The sequence below is a fragment of the Enterococcus sp. MSG3290 genome (genome assembly GCF_050555565.1).
Classification (GTDB): domain Bacteria; phylum Bacillota; class Bacilli; order Lactobacillales; family Enterococcaceae; genus Enterococcus_B; species Enterococcus_B faecium.
Genome location: NZ_CP187862.1, coordinates 1,162,023 through 1,174,551 on the forward strand (window position 1 = coordinate 1,162,023; position 12,529 = coordinate 1,174,551).

Annotated in this window: 10 protein-coding genes; 8 read left to right on the forward strand and 2 right to left on the reverse strand. The window is 39.5% G+C overall.

The features are described 5' to 3' along the window. Positions 1-69 precede the first annotated feature (69 nt). A complete protein-coding gene (gene yihA / locus IGL31_RS05495) occupies positions 70-657 on the forward strand; it encodes a ribosome biogenesis GTP-binding protein YihA/YsxC (protein WP_002288491.1) in 588 nt (195 codons plus the stop codon). A gap of 73 nt (positions 658-730) precedes the next feature. Here yihA and IGL31_RS05500 read toward each other — a convergent pair whose 3' ends face one another. Beyond that, the gene (locus IGL31_RS05500) at positions 731-886 is read right to left on the reverse strand and encodes an SPJ_0845 family protein (RefSeq protein WP_002288488.1); all 156 of its coding nucleotides are present in this window, start codon (positions 884-886) and stop codon (positions 731-733) included. 135 nt (positions 887-1,021) lie between these two features. Here IGL31_RS05500 and IGL31_RS05505 point away from each other — a divergent pair, with 135 nt between their 5' ends. The 5 genes from IGL31_RS05505 (at position 1,022) to IGL31_RS05525 (ending at position 6,340) form a co-directional block, all read left to right on the forward strand. Next, positions 1,022-2,350, forward strand: a complete 1,329-nt coding sequence (locus IGL31_RS05505; RefSeq protein WP_002288487.1) for a hypothetical protein — start codon at positions 1,022-1,024, stop codon at positions 2,348-2,350. A gap of 10 nt (positions 2,351-2,360) precedes the next feature. Beyond that, complete coding sequence (locus tag IGL31_RS05510) at positions 2,361-2,570, forward strand: hypothetical protein (protein WP_002294422.1); 210 nt, start codon at positions 2,361-2,363, stop codon at positions 2,568-2,570. A 157-nt stretch (positions 2,571-2,727) separates the two neighbouring features. Continuing rightward, positions 2,728-3,480 (forward strand): DeoR/GlpR family DNA-binding transcription regulator, encoded by a 753-nt coding sequence (locus tag IGL31_RS05515; RefSeq protein WP_086300030.1) that lies wholly within the window; start codon positions 2,728-2,730, stop codon positions 3,478-3,480. After that, complete coding sequence (pfkB, locus tag IGL31_RS05520; RefSeq protein WP_002288484.1) at positions 3,477-4,391, forward strand: 1-phosphofructokinase; 915 nt, start codon at positions 3,477-3,479, stop codon at positions 4,389-4,391. The genes IGL31_RS05515 and pfkB overlap by 4 nt, the downstream gene beginning before the upstream one ends. Before the next feature lie 17 nt (positions 4,392-4,408). After that, complete coding sequence (locus IGL31_RS05525) at positions 4,409-6,340, forward strand: PTS fructose transporter subunit IIABC (RefSeq protein WP_002323114.1); 1,932 nt, start codon at positions 4,409-4,411, stop codon at positions 6,338-6,340. A 110-nt stretch (positions 6,341-6,450) separates the two neighbouring features. Here the strand turns inward: IGL31_RS05525 and IGL31_RS05530 are convergent, their stop codons facing one another. Next, complete coding sequence (locus IGL31_RS05530; RefSeq protein ID WP_002331437.1) at positions 6,451-8,010, reverse strand: ClC family H(+)/Cl(-) exchange transporter; 1,560 nt, start codon at positions 8,008-8,010, stop codon at positions 6,451-6,453. A gap of 154 nt (positions 8,011-8,164) precedes the next feature. Here IGL31_RS05530 and pcrA point away from each other — a divergent pair, with 154 nt between their 5' ends. Continuing rightward, positions 8,165-10,399: a DNA helicase PcrA gene (pcrA, locus tag IGL31_RS05535; protein WP_002323985.1), complete on the forward strand. Its 2,235-nt coding sequence runs from the start codon at positions 8,165-8,167 to the stop codon at positions 10,397-10,399. Between the two features lie 16 nt (positions 10,400-10,415). Next, positions 10,416-12,452 (forward strand): NAD-dependent DNA ligase LigA, encoded by a 2,037-nt coding sequence (gene ligA, locus IGL31_RS05540; RefSeq protein ID WP_086300031.1) that lies wholly within the window; start codon positions 10,416-10,418, stop codon positions 12,450-12,452. Positions 12,453-12,529: the final 77 nt, after the last annotated feature.

Here is a 12,529-nt window from a genome sequence, read left to right on the forward strand (position 1 = left end):
CCGTAAAAGTCATTTTGGCTTTTGCGACAGCCGCTTGCTTTATTCATCACCTTGTTAAGGAGAGAGACCATGAAAGTCCATCAAGCTGAAATTATCATAAGTGCAGTGGCACCAAAACAATATCCAGATACACAATTGCCAGAAATAGCTCTGGCAGGACGATCAAATGTAGGGAAATCTTCTTTTATCAACACATTGATTGATCGAAAGAATTTAGCCCGTACTTCCGGTAAGCCAGGAAAGACCCAGACATTGAATTTTTATTTGATCGAGAACGCATTACATTTTGTCGATGTTCCGGGATATGGGTATGCAAAAGTATCCAAAACTGAGCGAGCAAAATGGGGAAAGATGATCGAGACATATTTAACGACTAGAGACCAGCTACGTGCGGTCGTTTCTTTAGTAGATTTGCGTCATAAGCCTTCTCAAGAAGATATCCAGATGTATCAATTTTTGAAGTATTATGATATCCCTGTAATTGTTGTTGCCACTAAGGCAGATAAGATCCCTCGTGGTAAATGGAACAAGCATGAGAGCGAAATCAAAAAAGCGTTGGATTTTGATCGCAATGACACGTTTATTCTCTTTTCTTCCGTTACAAAACAGGGAAAAGAAGAAGCGTGGGCAGCAATCGAACAAGCAATTGAATCATAAAAAGAATAAAAAAGACTTACCAGCCAAACTCTTTCATAAAAGTTTGGCTGGTAAGTCTTTTTTTGAGCTTAACTTACTTTTGTTTCTTGTCTTTTTTCTTTTCATTTTGTGGCTGTGGTTTTAGAAATCGATCGATCTCTTCTTTTGGTGCAACTGTTTTTTCCGGATCGACAGCAAATGATTCGAAAAGTTTATCTAAATTATCTGTACGTTCAAATTTCAACCCCATTGTAAACACCTCTTTGCTTCTTTTTACTTAGTCTATCATGTAATCGTCCAAATTGGTTTCTAAGACATAAAGTTTTAGTTTTTCTTTATCATTGGTTATAATTAAATTATAAAAAGATTTGAAAGAGGTGAGAAAATGATTGGCGAAGATAAATTATTGATGACTATCCAGCTCACAGACTTAAATGAAGAAGAAAAAAAACAGGAAATAAGCGATTGGGCTATTTTGACACGTCTGTTGATCCAGCCAACATTTATCCGCTCTTTCACACAACAAGCGGATCCGTATGATCTTCGAAAGCTTCAAGAAAAAATAATGCTAGCATCGGTAAGAGACGAAAGTTGGTTAGTTGTAGGAAATGACGAGAACGAATGTAGTTTTCGCTTGGAAGATAATCAATTGTTGATAAAAAATGTATTGTCTATCTCTGTTTTCAAAGAAAAGCAATTTTTGATTCGAGACTTCATTCAGAAAAAAATGATTGCTCATGGGGTGTTCGCCTATATGCGAGCTTATAGCGAGTTTATCTATCACAATACAAAACAGATCTCTCAACGGCTATTGTTTGAGAAAAAGGATGAAATCGAACATTTACCTAAAATGAAACAACAAAACGGGGAAGTAGTAGTCGATTGCAACCAATTTCCAGGATACGATCTTTTTTACCAAGGTTTATGTTTCACTTCGTGTTGGGAAATGTATTATAGTCGCTATTATCATCAAATCATCCCTAAACCGATTTTTCTCGACATCCAACAAGTAGAAAAAGTGAAGGAATTAGAAAACGAAGTCATATGTATCCAGCTTTATCGAGACCCCTTTAACTGGCAAAAGCCAAACAATCAAATGTTTCAATCCTATTTTAGGGACCAGCTTGGATTTGATCATCTTGCTTGGGACAATGGTGTCGGTTTATTGAAACCGCCATTCGTTGAATACATTTACACTGACCATACGATCCAATCTGTCCAGTATCAGAATGCACAAATGCAACCTGTTCCTAAAAAGAATGCTTCATTTTTTGTAACAAAAAGTTATGATATTCAACAAGGAGATTATAAAGAAAGGCGTGTTCGCGGAACACTAAATGCTCAGGCGTATTTTCCTTGGGTTGACGAGAATCGCTCGCGCATGATGTGCTATAAAGTTATCGATCCGACTGTTGCTTTGGATAATGGAATCGAAGCTTATTGTTATTATATTAGGGAATATCTAGAAGTAGAGGTAACAGATGAAAAATATCAAGAGTATCTTTTATCCTTAAGAATCTATGTTCCTTCAGAATCCCTGTCAGAATTACCGTTAAAGGAAATCAAACATAGACTCTCTGATGTTACCTTCAAACGAATAAAGAAAAAGCGGCGAAGTATCCAATTCGATGTCAAGAAAGGTGAGCAGCATCTGCGTGTGCAATTTTTAGATTACCGAGAATTAGAACAATTGATTACTTTACAAAAAATATGAGGTGAAGAAAATGGATAAACAACTCTATTATCGAATAATGGTTCCGGCATCATTATTATCCGTCTGTCTCTTTTTTGTTCCTAATTTTCCTATTCGATCAGTCATCGGTTTTTTGGTCATGTTTGGCGGGATGGGACTTTATTATTATCTTCTTCATAAGGAAAGAAAACCTGCTTCTGTTTATATGAAAAAAACAAGAAGCGAAAATAAAAAACGATAAAACGGCTTGATGATAGACAAAAAAATAAAAAACCAGTCTTTTTGACTGGTTTTTTATTTTTTTTGACTGATTTATAATTTTTATGAACGTTTTTGACTGATTTATATTGCGAGTAGAAAAAAAATATGCTATTATTTGTATTGAGGTGATCGTGAAAATGCTTACAGAGGAACGCAGACAAAAAATCCTAGACTTGCTTGAACAGCAGAAAATCGTGAAATCACAAGATCTTGTAAACCTTTTGAATGCTTCTGAATCAACGATAAGACGTGATTTACAAGAGCTGGAGAATAGTGGGTTTCTAGAAAGAGTTCATGGCGGAGCTAAGAAAGAGCAATTATTGAATTTTGAGCAGAATATGAGTGAAAAATCACTCAAAAACGTTCACGAAAAACAGCAAATCGCCAAATCGGCAGCTGAAACCATTAATGACGAAGATGTCATTTATTTAGACGCTGGCTCTACTACGTTAGAAATGATTCCTTTTCTGCAAGGAAAACAGATCACAGTAGTGACAAATTCCGTTCAACATGCGGCAAATTTAGTTGATTTGGAGCTTGCTACCATTATTTTAGGTGGAACGATAAAGCTGGCAACTAATGCTGTTTTAGGATCTAATGCGATAGAACAACTAAAAAATTTTCATTTTAATAAAGCATTTATGGGAATGAACGGTGCCCATCTTGAACAAGGATTCACGACTCCGGATCCAGAAGAGGCAGCTGTTAAACGTTTAGCCATGACAAATTCCGAAGAGACATTTGTATTGATTGATCATACCAAATTCAACCAGTTGTCCTTCACCTCTGTTGCACCTTTGGAAGCAGCCACGATCATAACCGAGCGTTGTCCATTAGAATTCGTTAATGAATTCCGTGAAAAGACAACAATTAAGGAGGCAATACAATGATTTACACAGTAACACTTAATCCATCAATTGATTATATCGTACGCGTAGATGGGTTAAAACTAGGCGATTTGAACCGAATGAAGGAAGACTTCAAGTTACCTGGAGGAAAAGGGATCAATGTTTCCCGTATTTTGAAACGGATCGATTCTCAATCTACAGCACTAGGGTTTTTAGGAGGGTTCACTGGCGAATTTATTTCGAAGTGGCTTGAAAAAGAACAAATCCAGTCTTTGTTCACAACCGTAAAAGAAGATACAAGAATCAATATCAAACTAAAATCAGACACTGAAACTGAGATCAATGGCTTAGGCCCATCTATTTCAGATGAAGAAATCGATGAGTTGAAGCAAGCATTAGGAACAGTAGGGCAAGGAGATATCGTCGTATTGTCAGGAAGCGCGCCAGCTAGCCTGCGAAAAGGATTTTATCAAGAACTGATTGATATCATTCGAGAAAAAGGTGCAGATTTCGTGATTGATACAACAGGTGATGACCTAAAAAATGCACTTGTTAAGAAACCGTTGTTGATCAAACCAAACAATCACGAATTAGCTGAGCTTTACAACACAACCTTCCAATCTGTAGAAGAAATCATTCCGTATGGGAAAAAATTACTAGCTGAAGGGGCACAGAATGTGCTGATCTCAATGGCTGGAGACGGTGCTTTGCTCTTCACGGAACAAGGAACTTATAAAACGAATGTATTAGTTCGCCCATTGAAAAATTCAGTAGGTGCAGGGGATTCAATGATTGCAGGCTTTATTGGGGCTTACAGCCGTACGAAAGATCCAATCGAAGCCTTTAAATGGGGAGTTGCTTGCGGAAGCGCAACAGCTTTTTCTGATGACTTGGCAGCTCGCGAATTGATTGATGAGTTGCTGCCAGAAGTTGAAATCACAAAAATTGATTAGTTTCAAGGAGGATAATCATGAATATCAAGGATTTAATGGTCAAAGAAGCGATGATCATGGATTTGCAAGCGACTGATAAAAAAGGCGCAATCGATGAAATGGTCCAAAAAATGTTTGATGCCGGCCGGATTTCCGATATCGAAACATATAAAGAAGGAATTCTAGCCCGCGAAGCACAAACTTCTACAGGTCTTGGTGATGGAATCGCCATGCCTCACGCGAAAAACAGTGCAGTTAAAGAAGCAACAGTTTTATTCGCAAAAAGCCAAAAAGGAGTAGATTATGAAGCCTTAGACGGACAGCCAACTTATCTGTTTTTCATGATCGCAGCTCCAGAAGGCGCAAACGACACACATTTGCAAGCATTAGCAGCACTATCTCGATTGCTGATTGATGCAGATTTCGTAGGAAAATTAAAAGAAGCAAATACACCAGAAGAAGTCCAAGACTTGTTCCAAACAGCTGAAGAGCAAAAAGAAGCAGAAGAAAAAGCAGAACAAGAAACACAAGCTGCAGAAGCTTCTGCTCATCCAGAAAGAAAATTCGTTGTTGCCGTTACAGCTTGTCCAACAGGGATCGCTCACACTTACATGGCAGAAGATGCTCTGAAGAAAAAAGCGAAAGAAATGGGTGTGGAGATCAAAGTCGAAACGAACGGTTCAGAAGGAATCAAAAACCGATTGACTGCTGAAGACATCGCCCGTGCAGAAGGTGTAATCGTTGCAGCAGACAAAAAAGTAGAGATGAATCGCTTTGACGGAAAAGAACTGATCAATCGTCCTGTCAGTGATGGTATCCGTAAACCAGAAGAGCTGATCAATCTAGCCCTTAGTGGTACTGCACCAGTATTCCATGGTGATGGAAAAGAAAGCAGTTCAGAAGAAGGAAATGCGGATGGTACTATCGGACAAAGAATCTACAAAGATTTGATGAACGGCGTATCACACATGTTACCTTTCGTTATTGGTGGAGGAATCGCTATTGCGCTTTCTTTCATGATCGACCAATTTATTGGCGTGCCACATGATCAATTATCAAATCTAGGGAATTACAATCAAGCTGCTAGCTGGTTCAACCAAATCGGACAAGCTGCATTTGGTTTCATGCTGCCGGTATTAGCAGGATTTATTGCTTCAAGTATCGGTGATCGCCCTGGTTTGATCGTTGGATTTGCTGCTGGTGCATTAGCTAATACAGGCGGTGCAGGATTCTTAGGTGCACTGATTGGTGGATTCTTAGCTGGTTATGTCATCGTATTTTTACGTAAATTATTCAAGAACTTGCCAAAATCATTGGATGGAATTAAAACGATCCTCTTTTATCCAGTGTTTGGCTTACTGATTACTGGTTTCTTGATGTTGCTGGTCAATGTCCCTATGAAAGCAATCAATGATGCATTGAACGGTTTCTTGACAAGTATGAGTGGTTCGAATGCTGCTTTACTTGGTGCATTATTAGCTGGAATGATGGCGGCAGATTTAGGCGGTCCAATCAACAAAGCCGCTTATGTGTTTGGTACAGCAACTTTAGCTACGACTGTTGCAACTGGCGGAAGTGTCGTGATGGCTTCTGTTATGGCTGGAGGAATGGTACCTCCATTGGCAATTTTCGTTGCTACACGTTTGTTTAAGAATAAATTCAGCAAAACAGATCAAGATGCTGGTTTGACGAACATCGTGATGGGACTATCGTTTGTCACGGAAGGATCGATTCCATTTGCAGCAGCTGACCCGATTCGTGCCATTCCAAGTTTTATTATTGGTTCTGCTTTAACTGGCGGATTAGTCGGAGCTTTCGGGATCAAATTACTGGCTCCTCATGGCGGGATTTTCGTTGTATTCTTACTGAGTCACCCGGTCATGTATTTGGTGTTTATTGCTATCGGAGCAGTCGTATCTGGTGTGATTTATGGGTTATTGAGAAAAGCTCCTGCAGCAGCAGAAGCATAGAAATAAAAAAGAAGAGGCTGGGTTTTCCCAGTCTCTTCTTTTTTTATAGAATCATATAGAATCAAGTAGTGTAGATGAATAGTTGTTGTAAAATAGTTTTTCCATGTTCGTTAAAATGATTGCTTCAAATTTGTGATAGAAGATTTAGCCTCGATTTCCTGCTTGATTCTTGGCAAGTTTGCTTCATCAGTCAAGATAACCAAAATATCTCCTACATTCATGATCGTATCACCGTGAGTCAAGATTTCCTGATTTCCTCTGCGTATAGAGATTAGCAGCATATTTTTAGGCCAATTGAAGTCTCGTACCATTAAACCGTCTAAAGAACTCTCTGCCGTTACTGGAAAATCAAAAGTTGTCCTTGCACCTTTTAGTGAGGCGGTCTGAGTATTTCCAAGTAGACGTTCCAATAATGATTCGTAAATTGGATTACCGCCGAGAAGGTCATTGACGATATAAGCAACAAGAGCAGCCAATCCTAAAGGCATCAGATGATTAAGAGAGCCAACCATTTCTGTCACTAAAATAATTGCTGTCAGCGGTGCTTTTCCAATCGCTGTGAAATAACCAGCCATGGCAATAACGACAAAATCCTTGATGTAGATTGGATCCATCCCGAAATCAACCATAATGTTTCCATAAAAGCTACCGATTAAAGCCCCCAATGTCAATATCGGAAGGAAAATCCCCCCTGGAAGACCACCACCGTAAGAAATCATGGAAAAAACGAATCGAAGAACAAACAAACCGATAATCATAATGATTGGCAAGGAAGCATGTCCAAAAGCTAAAACGATTTGATTGCCTCCGCCTAGAGTATTAGGCCATAAATAACCAATTGGCAAAATCAGCAAGAAAGGAACGAACCCGTGAAAATAAGCTGGTAAAGGCAATCGGTTGTAAAATTTTGGCAAAGCCAGCAAGACCTTCTGATAAATAAAACCTAAGACGCCTAGAAGTACTCCTAAGATCACTAAGGAACCATAATATTTCAACGGCAAAGAAGGAAGGTCACCTAGATATAAAACAGGTCTCAAGCCGAAAAAGTAAAGAGAGACGAAGTTAGCAGTGATTGCTGAAGCAAATGATGTCAGCCAAACAAGTGGAGAAAAGGAGTGATGGATTTCTTCTAAAACAAAGAGTAATCCTGCGATAGGAGCATTGAATGCTGCTGCAAGTCCGCTACTTGCACCGCTAGAAATTAAAATCTTTTCTTCTGAAGATGGACTCCGAAACAATTGTCCAGCTCCTTGTCCAATGGATGCGCCAAGCTGTATAGAAGGTCCTTCTCTACCTAGAAAAAGGCCCGCACCAACTGAAAGTACACCGCCAATGAACTTTTTCCATAAAACAGAGAACCAGTTCATTGATAATTCCCCGCGAAGCTGTCCCTCTACTTGTGGAATCCCGCTTCCCTTGATATCCGGTTCATTTTTGACCAGATAACCCACGAAAAATGCTGCAAGGATGCAGCAAATAGCTAGGCCAATTAAGTAAATCGGCTGTTCCCGACTCATTTCATAGATACTTCGAACTAAATCGCTTAGCTTTTCGATAGATAATCGAAACAGGCTAACGACGATTCCTGTCAGCAGTCCAACAAATATTCCTTTTAGAATAAAATATATCTGAGTCTTATCTAATTTTTTGATTTTTCCTTTTTTTTCCATTCAAACGCCTCGCTTTCTTTTAATTTAGCGCGAAATCAACGAATTGACAAGGAAAAATCCATAAAAAGAAACAAATGATTTTGAACTAGCTAGTTTAATGAAAGCCAAGAAAATGCTATAATTAACAAGATTGATAAAAGAAAGGATGTTGTTAATGTCATCCAAAGCTGAATTATTAAACGGGATGAACCCCCGTCAGAAAGAAGCTGTTCTTCACACTGACGGACCATTACTGCTAATGGCAGGTGCAGGAAGTGGAAAGACGAGAGTGCTGACACACCGCATTGCCTATTTGATTGAGGAAAAAGAAGTCAATCCTTGGAACATCCTAGCGATTACTTTTACCAATAAGGCTGCAAAAGAAATGAAAGAACGTGTCAATGCGATTCTCGCATCTGGAGGCGAAGATGTCTGGGTATCGACTTTTCACTCGATGTGTGTGCGTATTTTAAGAAGAGATGTTGATTTTATCGGGTATAACCGGAACTTTACAATCATCGATTCTTCTGAACAGCTGACCTTGATGAAACGGATACTAAAAGAACTGAACATTGATCCGAAAAAATATGATCCTCGAAGTATATTAGGAACAATCTCTCAAGCAAAAAACAGCCTGCAGACCCCTCAGGATTTTACAAAAATGCAAGGCAGTTATTACGAAGAGATTGCGGCAAAATGTTATGCTGCTTATCAAAAAGAGCTTCAATATAATCAATGTATGGACTTTGACGACCTGATCATGAATACGATTCGATTATTTGAAGAACATCCTGATTCACTCACATATTATCAAAACAAATTCCATTATATTCATGTAGATGAGTACCAAGATACAAATCACGCACAGTATACGCTAGTCAATTTATTGGCAGGTAGATTTAGGAACCTGTGCGTCGTGGGAGATGCAGATCAAAGTATTTACGGCTGGCGCGGTGCAGATATGCAGAACATCTTGGATTTTGAAAAAGATTATCCAGATGCTGCAGTAATTTTGCTAGAACAAAACTATCGCTCCACGAAAAACATCCTTAGCGCAGCAAACCAAGTCATTGAAAACAATAGCAATCGAAAACCAAAAAACTTGTGGACAGAAAACAAAGAAGGAAACAAGATCACTTACTACCGTGCAGATAATGAACGAGACGAAACCCGTTTTATCGTAGACCGGATGCAAGAAGAGATTCGAAGCAATCATCGGAATTACGGCGACTTTGCCATCTTGTACCGGACGAACGCACAATCTCGTGTAATGGAAGAAACTCTGTTGAAAGCAAATATTCCTTATAAAATGGTTGGAGGGCACAAGTTCTACGATCGTAAAGAAATCAAAGATATTTTAGCGTATTTGAATGTGCTGGCAAATCCTCAAGATTCAATCAGTTTTGAGCGTATCGTTAATTCGCCCAAACGAGGCATCGGACCAGGATCTATCGAAAAACTACGCAGTTTTGCTTCTCTTCATGAATGGCCACTGCTTGAAGCAGCGCAAAATGTGGATCTGGCAAATATCGGTGGAAAAGCAGGACAGCAATTAGGTGCATTTGGAGAGATGATCCAAGAAGTCACTCAGATGATCCCATACTTGACAGTGACAGAATTGACGAAAGAGGTTTTGGATCGTAGCGGATATCTAGAAGACTTAAAAATCCAAAATACATTAGAAGCACAAGCACGCATCGAAAACTTGGAGGAATTTTTAACGGTCACACAAGAATTCGACAAACAATTCGAACAGCAAAATGAAGAAGACGCTGATGCACCAGAAGAAAAACTAACGGTCTTCTTAAATGATCTGGCACTTGTTTCCGACATTGACAATTTAGAAGAAGATGCTTCCCAAGTGACATTGATGACTTTGCATGCAGCCAAAGGATTAGAATTCCCAGTTGTATTCCTGATTGGTCTAGAAGAGGGGGTTTTTCCTTTATCTCGAGCATTGATGGAAGAAAGCGAACTGGAAGAAGAACGCCGTCTCGCATATGTGGGGATCACGCGAGCAGAAGAAGCGTTGTATTTAACAAATGCTTTCTCCAGAACATTATATGGACGGACGCAATATAACCGACCTTCTCGTTTTGTAGAAGAAATCGATCAGGAGTTACTGGAAATCGAAGGCATGCGTCCTACGCCTAAAAAAACACCTGTATTCGCTAAAAAAACAGCATATAGCTATAAACAGCCAGAGACAGCGGTTGTTCCCTCTAAAAGTGCTACTGGAGGGGAAAATAACAGCTGGAAACCTGGAGATAAAGTCAAACACAAAAAATGGGGTCTAGGAACAGTCGTCCGAGTAAGCGGGACGTCGAAGGATCTAGAACTAGATGTGGCTTTCCCAAGTCAAGGAGTAAAACGTCTTTTGGCTGCCTTTGCGCCAATTGAAAAAGCTTAGTAGTGGAGGGTAAATGATGGAACATGAAATGACGATTGACGAAGCTGCTAAACGAGCAGAAGAACTTCGTACAAGACTGAACCAATGGTCTCGCGAATACTACGTAGAAGATAAACCAACAGTGGAAGACTATGTTTATGATAAAGAATACGCAGAATTAGTAGCAATCGAGGAACAATATCCTGATTTGATCACGTCTGATTCTCCCACTCAACGAGTAGGCGGAAAAGTATTAGAAGGTTTTGAAAAAGTCACTCATGATATTCCGCTTTACAGTTTGAACGACGTTTTCAGCAAAGAAGAGCTGATAGCTTTTGATCAACGTGTACAAAAAGCAGTGGGACGTGTAGTTGACTATTGCTGTGAACTAAAAATAGATGGACTTTCCGTTTCTTTGCGTTATGAAGATGGAAATTTCGTGAGAGGTGCGACTCGCGGGGATGGAACTGTAGGAGAAAACATCACTGAAAACCTAAAAACTGTCCGGTCGGTCCCAATCAAATTAAAAGAACCAATGAACATCGAAGTAAGAGGCGAATGTTTCATGCCAAAACGGTCATTTGTCCAATTGAACCAAGACAGAGAAGCAGAGGGAAAAGATATCTTTGCGAATCCTCGGAACGCCGCAGCTGGTTCTTTGCGTCAGTTAGATTCTAAAATCACAGCGAAAAGAAATCTGGACACTTTTTTATACACAGTAGCTGATTTCGGTCCTATGCAAGCAAAAACCCAGTATGATGCGCTAGAAGAGCTAGAAAAAATTGGATTCCACACGAATCGGGAAAAACGTCTATGTCATTCGATTGATGAAGTGTGGTCATACATTGAAGAATATCATGACAAACGTGTGGATTTGCCCTATGAAATCGATGGAATCGTCATCAAAGTGAATGAATTCTCGCTACAAGATCAACTTGGTTTTACTGTCAAAGCACCGAGATGGGCAGCAGCTTACAAGTTTCCGCCAGAAGAAGTTGAAACGCTAATCGAAAACATCGAATGGACAGTCGGTCGAACAGGGGTAGTAACGCCAACAGCTATCATGACACCAGTCCGAGTAGCAGGAACGACAGTAAGCCGTGCCAGCCTGCATAACGGTGATTATATTAAGTTGAAGGATATCCGCTTGAAAGATACAGTTCTGATTTATAAAGCTGGAGACATCATCCCAGAAGTTTCGCAAGTCGTGTTAGATAAACGACCTAAAGACAGCGAAGAATACCAATTGCCTACACATTGTCCAGTTTGTGGAAGTGAACTTGTCCATTTGGATGAAGAAGTAGCCTTACGGTGCATCAATCCTAAATGCCCTGCTCAAATGAAAGAAGGTTTGAACCACTTTGTTTCAAGAAATGCGATGAATATCGATGGGTTGGGGCCGCGCGTACTTGAACAGATGTATGATAAAAAACTAGTAGCAGATGTTGCTGATCTTTACAAATTGACAGAAGAAGAGTTATTGACGTTGGACAAAATAAAAGAAAAATCAGCAAATAATATTTTGACAGCAATCGACAACAGCAAAGATAATTCGGTCGAGCGGTTGATTTTCGGGTTAGGAATCCGACATGTCGGAGCGAAAGCGGCAAAAATTTTAGCAGAACATTTCGGTGATCTAGAAACATTGAGTAAAAGTGACTATGAGTCGATTATTGCGCTTGATACGATCGGTGATATCATTGCCGACAGTGTAGTCACTTATTTCAGTAACGAAGAAGTCCATGAATTGATGAACGAATTAAAACAAGCAGGCGTCAATTTCGAATACAAAGGGCTTCGAAATGCCCAATTGCAAGAAGTCGAGTCTCCTTTTAAAGAAAAAACAGTAGTCCTTACTGGTAAACTAACACGATTTACTCGTGAAGAAGCAAAAGAGACGATCGAAAATCTTGGCGGGAAAGTGACTGGTAGCGTATCGAAAAAAACGGATATCGTGGTAGCAGGAGAAGATGCTGGCAGCAAGCTGACCAAAGCACAAGAATTAGGAATCGAAGTTTGGACAGAAGATCAAATGGCAGAAGCATTGGCTAAAAGCCACTCAGCAAAAGAATAAATATTGAGTTTTTTCAGACAAATTTCAATAAATAATTTCAGACAGGGCACTCTTATGTTAAAATAGAGAGCAAAGTT

Coding starts and splice junctions, on each gene's coding strand:
- yihA (WP_002288491.1), top strand. CDS start 70: ATGAAAGTCCATCAAGCTGAAATTATCATAAGTGCAGTGGCACCAAAA.
- IGL31_RS05500 (WP_002288488.1), bottom strand. CDS start 886: ATGGGGTTGAAATTTGAACGTACAGATAATTTAGATAAACTTTTCGAA.
- IGL31_RS05505 (WP_002288487.1), top strand. CDS start 1,022: ATGATTGGCGAAGATAAATTATTGATGACTATCCAGCTCACAGACTTA.
- IGL31_RS05510 (WP_002294422.1), top strand. CDS start 2,361: ATGGATAAACAACTCTATTATCGAATAATGGTTCCGGCATCATTATTA.
- IGL31_RS05515 (WP_086300030.1), top strand. CDS start 2,728: ATGCTTACAGAGGAACGCAGACAAAAAATCCTAGACTTGCTTGAACAG.
- pfkB (WP_002288484.1), top strand. CDS start 3,477: ATGATTTACACAGTAACACTTAATCCATCAATTGATTATATCGTACGC.
- IGL31_RS05525 (WP_002323114.1), top strand. CDS start 4,409: ATGAATATCAAGGATTTAATGGTCAAAGAAGCGATGATCATGGATTTG.
- IGL31_RS05530 (WP_002331437.1), bottom strand. CDS start 8,010: ATGGAAAAAAAAGGAAAAATCAAAAAATTAGATAAGACTCAGATATAT.
- pcrA (WP_002323985.1), top strand. CDS start 8,165: ATGTCATCCAAAGCTGAATTATTAAACGGGATGAACCCCCGTCAGAAA.
- ligA (WP_086300031.1), top strand. CDS start 10,416: ATGGAACATGAAATGACGATTGACGAAGCTGCTAAACGAGCAGAAGAA.